This window comes from Lysinibacillus sp. Ag94 (genome assembly GCF_023242215.1).
GTDB lineage: Bacteria > Bacillota > Bacilli > Bacillales_A > Planococcaceae > Lysinibacillus.
Genome location: NZ_CP096780.1, coordinates 1,084,603 through 1,104,846 on the forward strand (window position 1 = coordinate 1,084,603; position 20,244 = coordinate 1,104,846).

General features: G+C 37.1%; 22 protein-coding genes. 18 read left to right on the top strand and 4 right to left on the bottom strand.

The genetic code is table 11. From position 1 onward, the window contains the following. Positions 1-4 precede the first annotated feature (4 nt). The 15 genes from MY533_RS04805 to MY533_RS04875 all read left to right on the top strand — a co-directional run bounded on the left by MY533_RS04805 (position 5) and on the right by MY533_RS04875 (position 15,872). Positions 5-937, top strand: a complete 933-nt coding sequence (locus MY533_RS04805; protein WP_248718205.1) for a GHMP family kinase ATP-binding protein — start codon at positions 5-7, stop codon at positions 935-937. Continuing rightward, entirely contained in the window at positions 918-1,967 is a 1,050-nt protein-coding gene (locus MY533_RS04810) for a cysteine synthase family protein (protein WP_248718206.1), read from the top strand. Before MY533_RS04805 ends, MY533_RS04810 begins: the two co-directional genes overlap by 20 nt. Further along, a complete protein-coding gene (locus MY533_RS04815) occupies positions 1,924-3,171 on the top strand; it encodes an ATP-grasp domain-containing protein (RefSeq protein WP_248718207.1) in 1,248 nt (415 codons plus the stop codon). The genes MY533_RS04810 and MY533_RS04815 overlap by 44 nt, the downstream gene beginning before the upstream one ends. A 456-nt stretch (positions 3,172-3,627) precedes the next feature. Next, entirely contained in the window at positions 3,628-4,098 is a 471-nt protein-coding gene (gene rimP / locus MY533_RS04820) for a ribosome maturation factor RimP (RefSeq protein ID WP_132357403.1), read from the top strand. A gap of 31 nt (positions 4,099-4,129) precedes the next feature. Further along, complete coding sequence (gene nusA / locus MY533_RS04825; protein WP_132357402.1) at positions 4,130-5,269, top strand: transcription termination factor NusA; 1,140 nt, start codon at positions 4,130-4,132, stop codon at positions 5,267-5,269. 162 nt (positions 5,270-5,431) lie between these two features. After that, entirely contained in the window at positions 5,432-5,710 is a 279-nt protein-coding gene (rnpM, locus tag MY533_RS04830) for an RNase P modulator RnpM (RefSeq protein ID WP_053594244.1), read from the top strand. Then, entirely contained in the window at positions 5,707-6,018 is a 312-nt protein-coding gene (locus MY533_RS04835; protein ID WP_371873301.1) for a YlxQ family RNA-binding protein, read from the top strand. The genes rnpM and MY533_RS04835 overlap by 4 nt, the downstream gene beginning before the upstream one ends. A 14-nt stretch (positions 6,019-6,032) precedes the next feature. After that, a complete protein-coding gene (infB, locus tag MY533_RS04840) occupies positions 6,033-8,285 on the top strand; it encodes a translation initiation factor IF-2 (RefSeq protein WP_132357401.1) in 2,253 nt (750 codons plus the stop codon). Then, positions 8,285-8,563, top strand: a complete 279-nt coding sequence (locus tag MY533_RS04845) for a DUF503 domain-containing protein (protein ID WP_248718208.1) — start codon at positions 8,285-8,287, stop codon at positions 8,561-8,563. Before infB ends, MY533_RS04845 begins: the two co-directional genes overlap by 1 nt. Before the next feature lie 104 nt (positions 8,564-8,667). Next, the gene (gene rbfA / locus MY533_RS04850) at positions 8,668-9,009 is read left to right on the top strand and encodes a 30S ribosome-binding factor RbfA (RefSeq protein ID WP_100543905.1); all 342 of its coding nucleotides are present in this window, start codon (positions 8,668-8,670) and stop codon (positions 9,007-9,009) included. A gap of 244 nt (positions 9,010-9,253) precedes the next feature. Beyond that, entirely contained in the window at positions 9,254-10,165 is a 912-nt protein-coding gene (gene truB, locus MY533_RS04855) for a tRNA pseudouridine(55) synthase TruB (RefSeq protein ID WP_248718209.1), read from the top strand. A gap of 13 nt (positions 10,166-10,178) precedes the next feature. Continuing rightward, positions 10,179-11,135 carry a riboflavin biosynthesis protein RibF gene (ribF, locus tag MY533_RS04860; RefSeq protein ID WP_248718210.1) on the top strand — a complete coding sequence of 319 codons (957 nt, stop codon included), beginning with the start codon at positions 10,179-10,181 and terminating at the stop codon, positions 11,133-11,135. Positions 11,136-11,418: 283 nt separating this feature from the next. Further along, a complete protein-coding gene (gene rpsO, locus MY533_RS04865) occupies positions 11,419-11,688 on the top strand; it encodes a 30S ribosomal protein S15 (protein ID WP_068983113.1) in 270 nt (89 codons plus the stop codon). Positions 11,689-12,151: 463 nt separating this feature from the next. Then, the gene (gene pnp, locus MY533_RS04870) at positions 12,152-14,266 is read left to right on the top strand and encodes a polyribonucleotide nucleotidyltransferase (RefSeq protein ID WP_132357397.1); all 2,115 of its coding nucleotides are present in this window, start codon (positions 12,152-12,154) and stop codon (positions 14,264-14,266) included. A gap of 382 nt (positions 14,267-14,648) precedes the next feature. Further along, complete coding sequence (locus MY533_RS04875; protein WP_248718211.1) at positions 14,649-15,872, top strand: M16 family metallopeptidase; 1,224 nt, start codon at positions 14,649-14,651, stop codon at positions 15,870-15,872. Positions 15,873-15,917: 45 nt separating this feature from the next. Here the strand turns inward: MY533_RS04875 and MY533_RS04880 are convergent, their stop codons facing one another. Genes MY533_RS04880 through MY533_RS04895 form a run of 4 tightly spaced genes read right to left on the bottom strand, consistent with a single transcriptional unit; the run spans position 15,918 to position 18,390 of the window. Beyond that, a complete protein-coding gene (locus tag MY533_RS04880) occupies positions 15,918-16,526 on the bottom strand; it encodes an ABC-2 transporter permease (RefSeq protein ID WP_248718212.1) in 609 nt (202 codons plus the stop codon). Positions 16,527-16,540: 14 nt separating this feature from the next. Next, positions 16,541-17,167 (bottom strand): ABC-2 transporter permease, encoded by a 627-nt coding sequence (locus MY533_RS04885; RefSeq protein ID WP_248718213.1) that lies wholly within the window; start codon positions 17,165-17,167, stop codon positions 16,541-16,543. 2 nt (positions 17,168-17,169) lie between these two features. Next, on the bottom strand, positions 17,170-18,012 hold the full coding sequence (locus MY533_RS04890; protein ID WP_248718214.1) for an ABC transporter ATP-binding protein: 843 nt from the start codon (positions 18,010-18,012) through the stop codon (positions 17,170-17,172). Continuing rightward, a complete protein-coding gene (locus tag MY533_RS04895) occupies positions 18,013-18,390 on the bottom strand; it encodes a GntR family transcriptional regulator (protein ID WP_142507427.1) in 378 nt (125 codons plus the stop codon). A 143-nt stretch (positions 18,391-18,533) separates the two neighbouring features. Between MY533_RS04895 and MY533_RS04900 the strand changes: the two genes are divergently transcribed. From MY533_RS04900 to MY533_RS04910, 3 genes are read left to right on the top strand one after another with little or no spacing between them, the layout of a single operon-like run. Beyond that, positions 18,534-18,797: a YlmC/YmxH family sporulation protein gene (locus MY533_RS04900; protein ID WP_132357391.1), complete on the top strand. Its 264-nt coding sequence runs from the start codon at positions 18,534-18,536 to the stop codon at positions 18,795-18,797. 9 nt (positions 18,798-18,806) lie between these two features. Beyond that, a complete protein-coding gene (locus MY533_RS04905) occupies positions 18,807-19,586 on the top strand; it encodes a dipicolinate synthase (RefSeq protein WP_248718215.1) in 780 nt (259 codons plus the stop codon). Continuing rightward, positions 19,580-20,170 (top strand): dipicolinate synthase subunit B, encoded by a 591-nt coding sequence (locus MY533_RS04910; protein ID WP_248718216.1) that lies wholly within the window; start codon positions 19,580-19,582, stop codon positions 20,168-20,170. Before MY533_RS04905 ends, MY533_RS04910 begins: the two co-directional genes overlap by 7 nt. Positions 20,171-20,244 lie beyond the last annotated feature (74 nt).

The window sequence follows — 20,244 nt, forward strand, 5'->3', positions numbered from 1 at the left end:
AAATTTGTATACTGACATTCTAAATATCCCTAGCAAGCTTCCTGTAAGACAAGAAGGAACCGGAATTTCTAGTGGAACTTTTGGGGAAATGTTGCAAGGAGTACTTACGAACGGTAAACCGTTTTTGGTCACACTGCCCATTAATAGGTTTTCTAAAGCAATTTTCAAACCTTCTCTTTCGAAAGAATCAATTGAGGTAATACCTGAATTTAAAGTAAAAGCGAAATGCCTTTGTGAAATGATATTAAGAGATAATAACCTTCCATTAGGAGGTACGTTAGAAATAGTGAGTACAATTCCTGTAGGAAAAGGTTTAGCAAGTTCCTCTGCAGACTTAGTAGCTGTGTCAAGGGCAATTGAATTAGCTTATGATTTAACATTGGATATTAATAAATTAGAACAGTATCTTGCTAGTATAGAACCAACAGACGGAGTAATGTACTCATCTATTGTTTCTTATTATCATCGAGAAGCGAAATTAAAAGATTATATTGGCAATGTACCTGCATTAACAATCATTTCGCACGATGAAGGAGGAGAAATCAATACTATTGACTTTAATAGAAGATATTATAATTATGAAATTGATGTAAAACAAGAATATGAATTATTACTAAAAAAATTAATTACTGCAATAAACAACAATGATTATAAAGGGATTGGAGAAATTACAACAAGAAGTGCGATTTTACATCAAAACGTTTCTCCAAAGAGAACTTTAAATCAAATGATAGATATAAATAATGAAATTAATGGATTAGGTGTTGTGGTAGCACATAGTGGCACTTATATAGGTATTTTAATTTCTCAACATGATGAAGAGTATTATAAAAAATTAGGCATGGCCAAACAACTTATTAGCAAACTATCGGATGATGTTCATGTAATGCACACTATTAACCAAGGAGAGAAAAGCTATGGGAAACAGTTTAATTGACTCCATTGGAAATACACCTCTGGTTAAGTTGAGTCAATCGAATATTTATGCCAAATTAGAATTGTTAAACCACTACGGTATGAAGGATAGAGTTGCTAAAAATATTCTTTTACAAGCTAAAAAAGATGGTAGTCTAAAACCAAAAGCTACAATTATAGAAAGTTCTTCAGGAACTATGGCACTGGGAGTAGCAATGGTTGGTACGGCACTTGGTCACGAGGTTATTATAGTAACGGATCCGAGAATTGATCCATTGACTTTAGTGAAATTAAAAACATTAGGTGCTAATGTGCATATCGTTGAAAAGATGAATGAGCATGGTTGGCAAGGTGCTCGGCTTGAATATTTATATGGGCTTTTTAAGATTTTCCCAAATCATTTTTGGCCAAAACAATACGAGAATCCTAATAATCCAGGAGCGTATAAGACACTTGCTAATGAGCTTATGAAAGAATTAAAAAATATCGATTACTTAGTTGGCGCCGTAGGTAGTGGAGGTTCATTATGTGGAATAGCAAGTCAACTTAAACGATATAATAAAAATCTAAAAGTTATAGCTGTTGATAGTACAGGTAGTGTGATTTTTAATCAACCTTTAAAGAGTAATAGACTTCAAGGAGGATTAGGAAATAGCATAAAGCCTCAAAATGTAAATTATGACATAATTGATGAGGTACATTGGCTAAACGATAACGAGGCTTTTGAATCGACCTTAAGATTAGGAGAAAAAGAGAAAATATTTGCAGGTAACAGCTCTGGGTCAGTGTATACAGTTGCATCTTGGATAAGTAAACAGATTAGTGGTGATAAGGTAATCGTAGCGATTTTCCCTGATAGAGGAGATCGATACCATAATTCAATATATAGTAAGCAATTCTGGAATGAGAATAATCTAAAACTAGGGATCATCCCTAATAACCCTACTATGGTTACAGAAGGTGATGTAGTAGAAAGTTGGTCGTACTCAAATTTACGGGGGGATAGTATTGAATACGGAGAAACCAAACATAATTCTATTCATAGAGTCTAATACAACCGGTACAGGAAAAAAAGCATTTGATGTTGTTAAAGAACTTGGGTATGAAGGGCTTCTTTTAACCAATGATTTTTCTCAATATAATGGTTTTGAAGGGATAGAGTATCTAACTTGTGATACTAATAACATTAAGGAACTAAGTTCTACAATTGAATATATAGGGGTAGAATCTATTGTTGGTATCATGAGTACCAGTGAATACTATATAGAAATATCTGCTGAACTTGCAAACCAATATGGCTACAATGATAATAATCCAAATTTTATTAGAAACTATAGAGATAAGGCACTTCTCCGAACCAAACTCTCAAAGAAAAAGCAAATCATGCAACCAAAATACAGAATAATAGAAAAATATGGAGATTTAAAGAACTATAATGATGAGATTAACTTTCCGTGTATTGTAAAGCCTACTGAAGATAGTGGGTCAAATGATGTTAAATTATGCTTTTCTGATAAAGAAGTTATTGATCACGTCAATGTGATTTTACAAAAAGATACAAATATGCGAAACCAGAAAACGTATCCAAAAGTCTTGATTGAAGAGTATATCAAAGGGAGAGAATTCAGTGTTGAGTTCTTCGTAAATAAAGAAGAATTCAACTTAATAGGTATTACAGAAAAGACAACTATGGGTATGCCTTACTTTGTTGAAAGCAGGCACATATTTCCTGCTTGCATTAGTCAAGATACTAAAAAACTTATTCTTCAAACTGTTTCAACTGCAATTGAAGAATTGGGATACTTAAGAGGAGCACTTCATGCTGAAATTAAAGTCTATAAAGGCAATTGTTATATTATAGAGATTAATCCTAGATTGGCTGGTGGTATGATACCAGAACTAGTAAAACTGTCGACAGGAATAGATATTCTTGAGCAACACATACTTTCAATTTTAAATAAATGGGAAATTAAAAAAATTAACATCGATGGCTTTGCTGGTATACAGTTTATTACTTCACCTTCTGATGGTATTTTAGAACAAATCAGTGGTATTGAAGAAATAAAAAACTTACCTGAATTTCACTTGGTCTCAATTAATGCTAAATTAGGTACAAAGATTAGAAAAGCTAGAAACTCCTCTGATCGATTGGGGTATATTATACTTAAATCGAATTCTTATAATGAATTAAATGATAAATTAAACTATATTATTGAAAAAATAAACATTAAGCAAAATGAATATTTAACTACCTGACTTTTGTGAACCTGCATGATTGCTAGTTCCATTACATTAATCGAATACATGGATCAGCTGGGGATGACTCATACTAATCAGCTGACACTTTTCTAATATCAATTGTAGGATTAAATTAAGGTATCAAATATAATGGTCATGCAAATAATACGGATAAAGTGAATTCTTTATGACTAAATAAAGTGTCTATTCAAATTTCAGACATAACAATGGCTTAGACAATTGTTGTCTAGTTGAAGGAAATTTGCATTGTGCTGTAAACTATGCTATCCTTATGGTAATAATTTGTTGATATTTTTCCAGCAAAAGAGTGGGACCTTCCCGCTCTTTTCTGTTGTTATACCGTAGCAAAACAAATTTTTGACTAACAGCAGGTAAGACCGTTAAATTTCACCAAAGCTACTGGTGGAATTTCTGTTTTATTACGCCAGAATTTGATAGATACAGGAGGAAATAATGAGCAAAGTACCATCTTTAATAGAAGAGCTCGCCAAACCGATTGTTGAAGAGTTAAATCTTGAGCTAGTAGATGTCGAGTTCGTAAAAGAAGGACGTAACTGGTTTTTACGTGTTTATGTGGATACACCTCAAGGTGGAATTGACATTGAACAATGTGCTCAAGTTAGTGAACGACTAAGTTTGCTATTGGATGAAAATGATCCAATTACACAAAACTATTATTTAGAAGTTTCTTCACCTGGAGCAGAACGTCCATTAAAAAAAGATACTGATTTTGAAAATGCGATTGGCAAATTTATTTATGTTAAAACCTATGAGCCCATCAAGGACATGAAGGAATTCCAAGGCTACTTAACGTCATACGATGAACATACATTAGTGATGGAAGTACGCATTAAAACGCGTAAAATTACAGTAACGATTGAACAAGAAAAAATCGCATTGGCGCGACTAGCCATCGATTTCTAAGCATAATGCATATTTAGGAGTGAAAACAAAAATGAGTAGTGATTTGTTAGATGCGCTAAATGCGCTAGAAGAACAAAAAGGAATTTCAAGAGATGTGTTAATTGAAGCAATAGAAGCGGCATTAGTTACAGCTTACAAACGCAACTTCAATCAAGCACAAAATGTCCGTGTTGATTTAAATTTAGATAAGGGCTCTATTCGTGTCTTTTCACGCAAAGATGTTGTTGAAGAAGTTGAAGATGACCGTTTACAAATTTCTGAAGAAGATGCTAAGGCTATCAATCCTGCATACCAATTGGAAGATGTTGTTGAGCAGGAAGTAACACCTCGAAACTTTGGTCGTATTGCTGCACAGACAGCGAAACAAGTTGTAACACAACGTGTTCGCGAAGCAGAACGCGGCTTAATTTACGAGCAATATGTGGACCGTGAAGATGATATCGTGACGGGTGTAGTTGAGCGTCTAGATGCTCGTAATATTTACGTAGGTCTTGGAAAAGTAGAGGCTGCATTACCACAAAACGAACAAATTCAAGGTGAAACATACCATCCACACGATCGCATCAAAGTTTATATTACAAAGGTTGAACGTACAACGCGCGGACCACAAGTTATTGTTTCACGTACACACCCTGGTTTATTACGCCGCTTATTTGAAATGGAAGTACCTGAAATTTATGAAGGTATTGTAGAAATTAAATCAATTGCTCGTGAAGCAGGAGATCGTTCTAAAATTTCTGTTTATGCACATAACGAAGAGGTAGATCCAGTAGGTTCATGTGTAGGAGCAAAAGGCGCTCGTGTGCAAACAATTGTAAATGAATTAAACGGCGAAAAAATCGATATCGTTGAATGGTCAGAAGACCCAGTTGTATTTGTAGCAAATGCGCTTAGCCCATCTAAAGTTTTAGATGTTCAAGTCAATGAAGAAGAAAAATCTACTACTGTTGTTGTGCCGGACTATCAACTATCATTAGCTATTGGTAAACGTGGTCAAAATGCTCGTTTAGCAGCTAAGCTAACTGGCTGGAAAATTGATATTAAGAGTGAGACAGATGCTCGTGAGCTAGGCATTTATCCATCTGCAACAAGCACTTTCATACCTGCTGAGGATGAAGAAAGTGATTTTGATGATGTGACAGTTGACTTATATCAAGACGACGAAGAATAAGTAAGAAAGCCCGTGTGACTAGTTAGCTGCCATTATTCAGTGGGCGTTGGGCCGCGTCGACTGAATAATGGCAGAGCCTACATTGGAATATATTTTGGTTAAAATGTAGTGCATAGCTAGTCCACCTCTTACGACAAGCTTCAGAGAGGAAAGGTGATTCTTATGGCTATTAATAAAAAAGTACCTCTTCGAAAATGCGTAGCAACCGGAGAAATGCTACCAAAGAAAGAAATGATCCGTGTCGTTCGTTCGAAAGAGGGCGAGGTAAGTGTGGATATCTCCGGAAAAAAACCCGGACGTGGTGCCTATGTCTCTAAATCGGAAAAAGCGATTGAAATCGCCCGTAAGAAAAATGTTTTAGGACACCAACTTGATGTAAAAATTCCTGAAGAAATCTACGATGAGCTTATTTTGTTGATTCGTAGGGAGTCTATTATATGATTAATAATCAAGCGGTGTATAATTTGCTTGGGATAGCAGCAAGAGCCCGTAAAGTGACTTCAGGAGAAGAGTTAGTAGTAAAGGAAGTCCGCAATGGTAATGCTAAGCTAGTACTGCTTGCAAACGATGCTTCTAAAAACTCTAGCAAAAAAATTCAAGATAAATGCACGTATTACAACGTTGAGTATCATGTAATTGGTGATCGTTATGATCTAGGACATGCTACAGGTAAGGAGGCCCGAGTGGCTTTAGCTATTACCGATAAAGGTTTTGCAAGCAAATTGTCTAGTCTACTCAACGAAAAATAATCGGGGGTGAGCAGATGACCAAAATCAGAGTTCATGAATATGCGAAACAAGTGAATAAAACGAGTAAAGAGGTTATTGAAGCACTAAATAATTTAAATGTTAGCGTAACAAACCATATGTCAATGTTAGAAAAAGACGTAGTGTCAAAGTTAAACCAAACATTTAAAACGAAAACAGACGCGAAGCAACCTACTCAAAATGTTTCGCAAAAATCACAGCAATCGGTGAAAAAGCAAGATGGGCAAAAGCAGCAATCTGCTACTTCCAAGCCTAAGGCCAATAATCAGCAACAAACGCATCAAAACTCAAATTCGTCTAACGAAAAATCTAAGAATACAAAAGGTAGTCAAAATCGAAATATGACAAATAATAATAATAACAATAATAATAATAATCGTAGAGGTGGCGGAGGTTACAACCAACGTCCAAAACCAGGAATTCATGGCGGGAAACGTCGCCATCCAAAAACACATCAGCCAAGTCAACCAGTGAAACAAAAGGAATTACCAGAAAAAATTACGTTTGTTGAATCACTTTCTGTAGCGGAATTAGCTAAAAAATTACACCGTGAGCCATCAGAAATTATTAAAAAATTATTTATGCTTGGTGTAATGGCAACAATTAACCAAGAATTAGATAAGGATGCAATTGAATTAATTTGCGCAGACTATGGTGTAGAAGTTGAAGAAGAAATTCGTGTAGATATTACGGATTTAGAAACACACTTCGAACAAACAGAAGAAGTAAACGAGGCGGACTTATCAGAACGTCCTCCTGTAGTAACAATTATGGGTCACGTTGACCATGGTAAAACTACATTGTTAGACTCTATTCGCAATACTAAGGTTACAGCTGGTGAGGCTGGAGGTATTACTCAGCATATCGGTGCTTATCAAGTAACTGAAGGCGACAAAAAGATTTCGTTCCTAGATACACCAGGACACGCTGCTTTTACAACGATGCGTGCACGCGGTGCTAAAGTAACGGACTTAACGATTTTAGTAGTAGCTGCGGATGATGGCGTAATGCCACAAACTGTAGAAGCGATTAACCACGCAAAAGCGGCGGAAGTACCAATTATTGTTGCAGTCAATAAAATGGATAAACCTTCAGCAAATCCAGACCGTGTAATGCAAGAGTTAACAGAGCATGGCCTAGTTCCTGAAGCTTGGGGTGGCGAAACAATTTTCGTACCAATCTCTGCATTAAAAGGTGAAGGTATCGACACATTACTTGAAATGATTTTACTTGTCGCTGAAGTGGGAGAATTAAAAGCAAACCCTAATCGTCTAGCCCTTGGTACAGTAATTGAAGCACAGCTAGATAAAGGTCGAGGCTCTGTTGCAACACTTTTAGTACAAGATGGAACATTAAAAGTTGGGGATCCAATTGTTGTCGGCCATACTTTTGGGCGAGTACGTGCTATGGTAAACGATAAAGGACGTCGTGTGAAAGAAGCTGGACCATCAACGCCAGTAGAAATCACAGGTTTAAATGAAGTACCACAAGCTGGCGACCGTTTCGTTGTCTTTGAAGACGAAAAAACAGCACGCCAAGTTGGTGAAACTCGTGCAATGTCAGCGATTCAAGCACAACGCTCAGAAAAACAACGTGTAACGCTTGATAACCTATTCGAACAAATGAGTCAAGGTGAAATGAAAGAGCTTAACTTAATTGTAAAAGCCGACGTTCAAGGTACTGTAGAAGCTATGGCGGCATCATTAATGAAAATTGATGTAGAAGGCGTAAACGTGAAAATTATTCACACTGGCGCTGGGGCGATTACAGAATCAGATATTTCTCTTGCAGCAGCTTCAAATGCAATTGTTATTGGCTTCAATGTTCGTCCAGATATCAATGCAAAACGAGCAGCAGAAGAAGAAGGCGTAGATATTCGTCTACACCGCATTATCTATAAAGTGATCGAGGAAATTGAACAAGCAATGAAAGGTATGCTTGATCCAGAATTCGTTGAAAAAATTATTGGTCAAGCAGAAGTTCGCCAAACAATTAAAGTATCAAAAGTTGGTACAATTGCTGGTTCATACGTAACAGAAGGTAAAGTAACTCGTGATTCTGGCGTACGTGTAATCCGCGACAATGTTGTAATTTTTGAAGGTGAATTAGATACACTTAAACGTTTCAAAGATGAAGTAAAAGAAGTTGCCAAAGGTTACGAATGTGGTATTACAATTACAAACTTCAACGATATTAAAGAAGGCGACATTATTGAAGCCTATATTATGGAAGAAGTTAAACGCGTTTAATGATTGTTTATGCAGAGGTTGAATTTATGATTCAAACTGCCCATTCGTTGAAGGAAAAACGTGCTGTCTTACAGCGTATGCTTACCCGCACAAAGCAAAAATTTAATGTATCCATTGCGGAAGTTGACCATCAAAATGTATGGCAGCGCACGAAATTAGCGCTTGTTGCTGTTTCTTCTTCAAAAGAAGCAGCCGAGCGTGAAATGAATCACGCGCTCCACTACTTACAGTCAAATCCGGCTTGGGAACAGTTAAATGTGTGGCGAGACTATTTATAAGTAACATTAGAAGTTGTGTTGTATGATTTAGCCATACCTTGTATGTAACTATATGTGCAAGTGAAGACATAACTTTCTGTACATCGAAATTGAGGTGACAAACTATGTCTCTACGCTCAAACCGTGTCGCTGAGCAAATGAAAAAAGAACTCGGTGATATTATTGGACGTAAAATAAAAGATCCGCGTGTTGGTTTCGTTACTGTTACTGGTGTTGAAGTGACAGGTGATTTACAACAAGCGACAATTTATATTACAACTCTAGGCAATGAACGTGAAAAAGAGGAAACATTAAAAGCTTTATTAAAGGCTTCTGGTTTCATTCGTTCAGAAATCGGGTCACGAATCCGTTTACGTCGTACACCAGAACTAATCTTTGAATTCGATTCATCGATTGAATATGGTAACCGTATTGATTCATTGCTACGTGGTTTACACGAAGAATAAGCTTAACTTAAAAAGTCTGCCTATGCATGTTCATGCAGGCAGACTTTTTACATTCATTCGGAATGTAACACTTTTTTGGCCTTCGTGCAGAGCTTACCTATATGTTTTGGCGACCGCCCGCCAGTTTATTCGGTAGGTGTGTCAGGCATCCACTTCTATCATGTTTTGGTGATGATCCTAAAAGTGATGGAAATCTAACGAAGATCAAAATTGCTAAAAATGAATTGATTTTAGGAGGAAATTTATGAACGGTATTTTACCGCTTTGGAAAGAACGTGGCATGACAAGTCATGATTGCGTTTTTAAATTACGAAAAATTTTACGTACTAAAAAAGTTGGCCATACAGGCACACTTGATCCAGGTGTTGAGGGAGTTCTTCCCATTTGTATTGGTCAAGCAACACGCATCGCAGAATACTTAACTGATGCAGGGAAAACCTATGAAGCTGTTATTTCAATTGGCCGTACAACGACAACGGAGGATGCAGAAGGGGAAACGGTTGAGCAAGATAGAACGGCTAAAAAGTTCACACGTACTCAATTGCAAGAGGTTTTAGCATCGCTAACAGGTGTTATTCAACAAACGCCACCGATGTTTTCAGCTGTCAAAGTAAATGGTAAACGTCTCTATGAATATGCTCGAAAAGGCGAAATTGTCGAAAGACCTACACGTCAAGTTACCATTTATGCATTAGAACTACTAGATGATGTAGAAATATATGAAGGGCAAGAAATTACATTCCCAGTACGTATAGCGTGTAGTAAAGGGACGTATATTCGAACACTAGCTGTGCAAATCGGAGCGGCACTTGGCTATCCAGCACACATGAAAGAGCTCGTACGCACAGCCTCAGGTACATTTACGCAAGAGAAATGCTTTACGTTGGCACAAGTTGCTGAACTGATGGAAAGTGAACAAATTGATACATGCATTTTACCAGTGGAGTATGCATTAACAGATTATCCATATATGGAGATCACTTCCGCAAACGAAAAAGAAATTTTCAATGGACAAGTGCTTCCCGCAGATGCATTATTAAAGATACATGATAAAATTGTTTTTGGAATTAGTGGGAAAGCAATTGCGGTCTATCATGCCCATCCTACAAAGGAAGGGTTTATGAAGCCACATAAGATGTTTCCGACGATAGAGTAGGAGGATTTTTAGTATGGAGGTCATTCATTTAAAATACCCACACCAACTACAGCAACGAGAAAGCATGCAGCCATATTCATTGGCACTTGGTTTTTTTGATGGTGTACATAGAGGGCATCAGGCAGTTATTAAGGCAGCGAAAGAGGAAGGAGACAAGCGTCAAATTCCAACGGCTGTTATGACATTCGATCCACATCCTTCTTTAGTGCTTGGCGGACGTAATGAAAAAGTATTTTATATAACGTTATTACAGCAAAAATTGCAGCTTTTTGAAGAACAGGGTGTTGATACAGTATTTGTTGTGCATTTCACATCTGATTTTGCAAAGCTTTCACCTGATGCATTTATTGATACATTTATTCGTGGGTTGAACATTCAACATGTTACAGCTGGCTTTGATTATTCTTTTGGTGCATTTGGGAAAGGTACAATGGAAGAAATGCGTGCATTGAGTAATGGAGATTACGGCGTAACGGTTGTTGAAAAGAAAACTGATGATATTGAAAAAATTAGCTCTACACGTATCCGTAAGCTTTTGCAAGAGGGAGATATGGAGGAAGCAAGATTACTCCTAGGACGTCCATTTGAAGTTACGGGAATCGTTGTACATGGTGATAAGCGAGGACGCACAATAGGTTTCCCAACTGCAAATGTCCAAGCGTTAGAGGGAACTTATATTCCAGCAAGCGGTGTATATGCGGTTCGAGTACTTGTACAAAATAACTGGTATGATGGTGTATGTAATGTAGGCTATAAACCAACATTTAAAGATCCGAACGACAAACAATTATCCATCGAAGTCCATATATTAAACTTCGAAAAAAATATTTACGGTGAAGAAGTGCATGTCGCTTGGTATAAACGTATAAGAAGTGAACGAAAATTCGATGGCATTGAAGCGTTGAAAGCGCAAATCGAAAAAGATAAACAGCAAGCAATTCAATATTTTACACTTATTGCCGAAAATTAAAACATGCGTCATGATTTATGTTGAGTGAAATGGCTCATCGGACGCTCCCAGCCGGAACGAAAATTAACTACACACGTTATAGTGATGAGCCATTTTTGTCGAGTTAATGCAAATTAAATGTGCTTTAACATTTGAATTGACTTATGTTAACGCTTGCTTGACCTATTGATTTATGGTAACATTCATAAGTGCATAATATGCTTATCCTTAGCTCGGTATATCGATTACTCCAACGTGTACTGTGCTAATGGGGATTAACAATTATTTAGGAGGTCCATACAAAATGGCTATTTCAAAACAACGTAAAAACGAAATTATTGCTGAGTTCCGTACTCACGAAAGTGACACTGGTTCTCCAGAAGTACAAGTTGCAGTGTTAACAGAGGAAATTAACGCTCTAAACGCTCACTTACGTACACACAAAAAAGATTTCCACTCTGAGCGTGGTCTTCTTAAAATGGTAGGTCGTCGTCGTCACTTATTAAAATATCTACGTGAAACTGACGTACAACGTTACCGTGAACTAATCACTCGTTTAGGCTTACGTCGCTAATTGTCAATCGAAAAGCGGGATTAATCCCGCTTTTTCTTTATGTTTATAAACATTAAGAACAAGGTAAGCTTTACGTTACGAAGTTACAGGAGCCTCCCATCTCGGAAGGTGGGAAAGTAATGTGAATGTGGCCCTTATTAGTGGGTGTTCAAACGCCTACTGAATGAAGATAAAGCCTAGCACGGATTTTAGGAATGAGCCTGCCAGCACGATTCAAAATCCGACGCAATGATGTTAGGCGAAAGTGATTATGTTAAAAAAAGCATGTATGATATGAACTTCAAGCAAAAAAACACTGTTTCAATCAAATACAGAAATAAATCCTAAATAAATTGGCAATAACTGAATTTAAATGTATTATTATTTCATGAAATATTTAGCATAGAACAAGCATTTTTGGTACACTTACTATTAGTACATACAGACGCAGTAAGTGTTTTTATAATAGAGAGGGGTTCATTGAATGAACGAAAAGAAAGTCTATTCCTATGAATGGGCTGGCCGTCCACTTGTAATCGAAGTTGGACAGTTAGCAAAACAAGCAAATGGGGCCGTATTAGTACGCTATGGTGATACATCTGTACTTTCAACTGCAACAATGTCAAAATCACCGAAACCACTTGATTTCTTCCCATTAACAGTAAACTACGAAGAACGTTTATACGCAGCGGGTAAAATTCCTGGTGGCTTTATTAAACGTGAAGGACGTCCATCTGAAAAAGCAATATTAGCAAGCCGTTTGATTGACCGTCCAATTCGTCCAATGTTCCCAGACGGTTTCCGTAATGAAGTACAAGTTATTTCAATGGTTATGTCTAACGATCCGGATTGCACGTCTGAAATGGCTGCAATGGTTGGTTCATCATTAGCGTTAGCTATCTCGGATATTCCATTCGACGGGCCGATTGCAGGTGTACAAGTTGGATATATTGACGGTAAATTTATTGTGAACCCGACAGTGGAACAAGCTAATCAATCGACGATCCATTTATCTGTAGCAGGTAACAAGGATGCTATCAACATGGTTGAAGCAGGTGCACTAGAAGTACCGGAAGAAGTAATGCTAGAAGCCATTATGTTCGGTCATGAAGAAATCAAAAAAATTATTGCTTTCCAAGAGCAAATTGTTGCAGAAGTAGGGAAAGAAAAATTACCGGTAACATTATTTGAAATTGATGAAGCGATTCAAGCAGATATAAAAGCAGCTTGTGAGACTGACATGCATGATGCAATTCAAACTGCAGAAAAACATGCACGTGATGAGGCGATTCAAGCAGTAAAAGACCGTGTTATTGCTTCTTATGAAGAGCAAGAAGCGGATGAAGTAACAATGAAGCAAGTTTACACAATTTTAGATAAAATGGTTAAAGACGAAGTACGTCGCCAAATTACAGAAGATAAAGTTCGTCCAGATGGTCGTAAGTTAGACGAAATCCGTCCACTTTCTTCTGAAACTCAGCTTTTACAACGTACTCACGGTTCAGCATTATTTACGCGTGGTCAAACACAAGCTCTTTCTATTTGTACGTTAGGTGCACTTGGTGACGTACAAATTATCGACGGCTTAGGTGTGGAAGAATCAAAACGCTTTATGCATCACTATAACTTCCCACAATTTTCTGTAGGGGAAACAGGTCCAATTCGTGGACCAGGTCGTCGTGAAATCGGTCATGGTGCACTAGGAGAGCGTGCTCTTGATGCGGTTATTCCAGATGAATCTGTATTCCCATATACAATCCGTTGTGTATCGGAAGTACTTGAGTCAAACGGTTCTACATCTCAAGCTTCTATCTGTGCTTCAACGTTAGCGATGATGGATGCTGGTGTGCCATTAAAAGCACCTGTAGCAGGTATTGCAATGGGTCTTATTAAAAAAGGCGAACATTACTCTATTTTAACTGATATTCAAGGTATGGAAGATCACCTTGGAGATATGGACTTTAAAGTTGCTGGTACAGCTAAAGGTGTAACAGCACTGCAAATGGACATTAAAATTGATGGTTTATCACGCAATATTTTAGAAGAAGCATTAACACAGGCTAAAATCGGCCGTATGCATATTTTAGAATCAATGCTGGCTACTCTTGCAGAACCACGTGAAAAATTATCTGCATTTGCACCGAAAATTGTCATCGTGAAAATCAATCCTGATAAAATTCGCGATGTCATCGGACCTGGTGGTAAACAAATTAACAAAATTATTGAAGAAACTGGCGTAAAAATTGATACTGAGCAAGATGGTACAATTTACATCTCTTCTGCAGATGAAGAAATGAACGCTCGTGCAAAACAAATTATCGAAGACATCGTACGTGAAGCAAAAGTTGGCGAGTATTACTTATCAACAGTAAAACGTATTGAAAAATTCGGTGCGTTCTGTGAAATATTCCCAGGGAAAGACGGCTTACTTCACATTTCTGAAATTCAAGAGGAACGTACAAAACAAGTTGAAGATGTATTAAAACTTGGCGATCAATTACTTGTAAAAGTTATTGAAATTGACAAGCAAGGTCGTGTGAATTTATCTCGTAAAGTTGTGATCCAAGAGGAAAAAGAACGCGCTGAGCAAGATAAATAATAAATTGTAGAAAAGGCTGCGTATAATGCGCAGCCTTTTTTAAATCAAGTATAAGGAATTTGGTTCAATAAGGGATATTGTTGGGGAAGCTTCACATTATGGTTCATCACTAAAAGTCGTGGATGACTTTTGGTAAAACGTATACTATGTAAATAAATTGATTGAAGTGGCTCATCGGACTTAAAGCTATGCTCTGTACGAAAGCGAAGCGTCAGCACAAATGTTTTTTGTAGCGAAAGCGAAGCGACAGCAACAAATGTTTTCTGTAGCGAAAGCGAAGCGACAGCTACAAAGCGCCCAGTCGGAAATCAACCACACGTTTTGGTGATGACCCCACATTATGCCTTTGATGTAGAACCAGAGATAAATTGGGGGAGATTTTTTGGTACAAGTACATACATGTCAGAATGGTGTGCGTATTGTGTCTGAGCAAATCGATCATGTAAGATCTGTTGCGCTAGGCATTTTTGTTAATGCAGGATCTCGTTATGAGCTACCTGAGGAAAATGGTATTACGCATTTTATAGAACATATGCTTTTTAAAGGGACAAAAACTCGAACGGCTCGCCAAATTGCTGAAGAATTTGACCGAATTGGTGGAGAATTAAATGCCTTTACATCCAAGGAAAACACTTGTTATTATGCAAAGGTTTTAGACCATCATGCTGAGCTTGCAGTTACAATATTAGCAGATATGTTCTTTAATTCTACGTTTGCAACGGAAGAATTAGAGAAGGAAAGACAAGTGGTACTAGAGGAAATATTAATGAGTGAAGACGCAGCTGATGACGATGTTCATGAAAAGCTATGGGGAGTCATGTATCCAGACGACGCACTCGGTCGTCCAATTCTCGGAACTGCGGCTACTTTAAAAACATTTACAGCAAATATGATCCGTAATTACATGGCTAAACATTATGGTCCAAAATCAGTTGTTATTTCAATAGCAGGAAATATTTCTGCGAAGCTCATGCAAACAATTGAAGATTTATTTGGCCAATATCAGCCATCCCCACTTGCGGTTGAACCTGTGCTTTCGAATCCTCATTTTTATCCAGGAGAGGTTTCTAAAACTCGCGATACAGAGCAAGCGCATTTGGCTATTTCTTATCCAGCAATTGGTGTAAAGGATCCAGATATGTATAGCTTTATTGCACTTAATAATATTATTGGTGGTAATATGAGCTCTCGTTTGTTCCAAGAAGTACGCGAAGAACGTGGTTTAGCCTATTCAATATTTTCTTACCAATCTTGTTATGCGGATGTTGGAGCATTTACGATTTATGGTAGTACAAGTCGTCAACAATTATCACAGCTTCAACATACAATTGATGCGACATTACTTGATATCGTAGCAGGTGGCGTGACAGAGGAAGAACTTATGAATGCGAAGGAACAGCTTAAGGGTAGTTTTGTACTCGGTCTAGAGGGGACAGGTGCTCGTATGAATCGCAACGGTACAAGTGAGTTAGTACATCGTAAACATCGTTCAGTAGATGAAGTATTAGCGTCGATCGATGCTGTCTCAATGGAATCGATCGATCGCTTAATCGCTAAAATTTTGAAAGCTGAGCCAGCTATTTCAATTATCGGTCCCGAAGATTAAAACAAGGTTGCCGTTAATAGGCAACCTTTTCTCGATTGTGTTGTTTTAAAAAACCTCTCTTGCTAAATATAACGTATGGCTTTGACGAAAAATAAAATTACTAATGAGTAAACTTATAAGTGTAGGAATTAACATAATGATCAAATTTTCGGCTATTTGAGATAAATAGTAATGAATAGGGAAATTAATTATAAAAATAAGGAAGATGGCTGTTATCATTCTAAAATAACGCATCCGCTTTTCTAGATGATGGATATAAAACTGGCTGGAGATGAGTAAAGAAGCACTGCTAATATAGGCGAAGTACATGGCAAAATGCTCCGAAAAATTATTATCAGCTGCTGTTTGTGAAAAATAAGCAGGTGCTATTACAACAAAAAGTAGCATCACGATGCCGTGACAATATAGAAAATCAGCTTGTAGCTGTGTTTTTCTTGTCAAAGGTAGACTATTCACAAACAATTCCCAATTTACTTTTTGATCGTCCTTATAGATTCCTTCCACAATGGAAGCAGAAAAAACTGCCGCAAATATTACTATTGCGGGATTATCTAAAAAAGGTATTTCCATATAACTTATGATCGTACAAATAAGAACTGCAAAAAGAATGGACCATTTTTGGATCATTATTCTTTGTAAAAGTAAAGCCTGCATTAACCCTTTCCCTCCTAGAATTCTTTGTGTTGATAAATTGCGGTTGAAATGAGAGAGGACAACCATAAGATTAAAAGTCCAGCAAAAGGAGCAACAAACATATACGGTTTTAAGTTGGATAAAATGACTGTCATATCTGGAAAATACTCTTTTAAAAGACCAAATAAGAAACCAGGTATGAAGCAAAGAGCAATAAGAACCATTCTTCCCTTTATCGAACCGAATTTAATGTAGATCGGAAATAAAAGTGCTAGCATACAAAAGGCTAATGTCACAAGAAGATTAAATGTTGGAAAAAATGCTACTGATGCCCAGTTATTCGTAAAACGATGAATAATAAAGACAATTGGTAGTGCGAGTATAAGCCCAAAAAGCATAAGGAGGATACTAAGTATATATTTACTAAGTACTATGTCCCCTTTTGAAATGGGTAAAGTATTTGCATATTTATCCCAACTGCTTTGTTCATCGTAGGTAAGAGCAGTTATAGTTTGAAAGGTCACGATAAAGATAATTATTGTAAAGAGCATTAACCCTTGTTGCATAAAAATTGATATAAATAGGAAGAAAATTAACACGAAAGCATGTGTTTTTAGTTGACGTTGAATCGTCATTAAATCTTTTAAGATAAGACCTGCCATGTTCAAACACTACCTTTCACATAAAATAACATGATATCTTCTATAGATGGCTTTTCAAGGGAGAATACCTCATTTACTTCATTTTTTAGAACTAAGGCTTCTGTTCCAAAGGTTCCATTACGTTTTCTTATAATGGCATGTTCTGGTATTACACTTACTTCTTCATGATCTCCTTTAAATATGCCGTACTCATAGATAAGTACATCTTTACTTTCGCTAAATAAAATTTCCCCATTATGAATGAATGTAATGTAGTCAGCTATTTTTTCTAAATCACTTGTTATATGAGAAGAAAATAGGATGCTATGTGTTTCATCCTGCATAAACGTTAAAAACAAATCGAGAATTTCATCACGAATAATTGGATCTAGCCCACTCGTAGGTTCATCTAAAATTAATAGCTTTGGATGATGCGACATGGCTAATGCAATGGACAGCTTCATCCTCATTCCTCGAGATAATTCTTTTACCTTCTTGCTCACTGGAATTTTAAATTGTGCTAATCGTTCGAAATAATAGCCTGAATCCCATGTTTTAAATACTTTTTTCATAAATTTGTCGAGCTGCGTCGCATTGAGCGTTTCAGGGACATGTAAATCGTCAAAAACCACACCGATGTCGTTTTTTATCGATAATTCATGTTCGACAACATCCTTACCAAATAGCAAAATTTCGCCATGTTCTTTTTTAAGTAAGTTAAGTATGCATTTAATTGTAGTAGACTTCCCAGCACCGTTTTCTCCTACAAAACCCATGACAGTGCCTTGAGGTACTGAAAAACTTACATCATTAAGAGCAAACCCTTCAAAGCTTTTCTGTAAATCATAAACTTCAATAGCATTCATTTAGTTGTCCTCCTCCAAAATTAATGAAAGTAACTCCTGTAATTCCTCTTTTGTCAGCCCTGCAGTTTTGGCCGTTTTCACAGCCAGTTGCATATGCTTTTCAACTTGACGTAATAATTCCTCGCGTAGAAAATCCTGATTTCGTTCTGTAACAAAACTTCCTTTACCAGCTACTGTTTCAATAAATCCATCTCGCTCTAAATCAGCATAAGCTCGCTTCGTTGTCATAACGCTAATTTTTAAATCCTTTGCAAGTGCACGAATAGATGGTAGTGCGTCACCTGCTTGTAATTTATTGGCTAGTATCGCTTCCTTAAGCTGTACGGTTATTTGCTCATAGATAGGTTTATCACTGGCATTGCTTAAATGAATATGCACAAATTTCTCACCTCACCAAACTGTATATACACACTATACACAGTTTGGTGAATAAATGCAATATTTTCATACTTTGGGTAAGGGTCACGAATTGCAAAAACTCGGCATATATTGGGGTAACGGTTCAAGGAGGGAGATGAGGCATGCTACTATCAGAGATGGTGGATAAAGAGTTAATTCAAATTGAGGGTGGCGTACATTTTGGTATATTGGCACATACAGAATGTCTATTAGATGTGCAAACAGGAAAAATTCATGGTTTTGAGATTGTTAAAGATAAATTGCCATTCCAAAAAAAGAAAGTAAAAGTTAGTGAAATGATACCTTGGCATGAAATTATATTAATTGGAGAAGATCGCATTTTATTTAACAAAACAACGACAGTACAGTCAGAATTTTTACAGTGAGGTGAGCTTTTGGAAAATGAAAAATGGCTTGTTATCGGTGAGGATCTAAGGTTAAAGGAATTAGCTACTATGCTAAGAAGCCCATCGAGAACGGTATTTTATAAAAGAACATCAGTTTGGAATGAAGAGTTAAATAAGCTTGTATTAGAATTCCAACCAAATAGAATTGTTCTTCCCATCCTGCCACTAAAAATTGAAGTGGAACAGCTTTATGGGATATCCCAAGTTAAGTTTTATACAGGGCGTTTGACTATGCATTGGAAGCAATTGCTTGAGAAAAATGAAACAAATTGTTATTTACAACAAGAATCTTTTATTTGGCAAAACGCAAGATTAACGGCCGAAGGGTTTATCGCCACGTTTTACGGACTCGAGCAAAAATGCATTTACGGACAAAACTTTACGATCGCAGGTTTTGGACGCACAGCTAAAATGCTTGCCTCTTTACTCGTTAAGATGGGCGCTAATGTTCATATAGTTGCGCGTTCAGTTGTACAAGTGAGTGAAGCAAAGGCATATGGTTATAAAGCTACGAATTTAGACGACCGCAAATGGTCAGTTAATGATGGGATTTTTATCAATACGATTCCAGCTAAATGGATTACAGAATCATTCCTAGATCATGTCCCAGCTGTCCTATATGATTTGGCTTCAGAGCCTGGCTGTTTAGATATAGACACTGAGCAATTACAAACGTACGTACTATTGCCATCATTACCTGGGAAATACTTTGCACATGATGCAGCTACAATATTGTGCAAGGCAATAGAGGAGGAAGAAAATTGCTAACGGGTAAACGAATTGGTTTAGGTATTACAGCCTCTCACTGTACGTATGAGGATGTAGTACCTAAAATTCAAAACTTTAAAGATGCAGGAGCAACAGTTATTCCAATAATTACGCATTCTGTGTTACATGCGGCTACGCGTTTTGGTACCGGAGAGGAGTGGATTGCAAAAATAGAGGAATTGACTGGTGAAAAGGTAATATCCTCTATTAAAGAGGCAGAACCATTCGGACCATCCAATCCATTGGATGCGATGGTTATAGCGCCGATGACTGGCAATAGTATTAGTAAATTTGCTAATGCAGCAACAGATAGTCCAGTATTGATGGCTGCTAAGGCAACATTGCGTAACGGTTCGCCTGTTGTTCTAGGCATTTCAACAAATGATGCGCTTGGCTTAAATGGTATGAATATTATGAGGCTGCTAAATGCTAAAAACATTTACTTTATTCCATTCGGGCAGGACTCTCCGCATTCCAAGCCAAATTCCTTGATTGCTGATTTCGATCAAATGGTCGCCACTGTACATGAAGCGATTACGGAGAAAAAACAATTACAACCACTGTTTATACAATATTTCAAATAATTCACGAATTACACACAATTTTCAGTATTTTTGTGATACAATAGCACACATTATGGAACATGTATTCAAGGAGA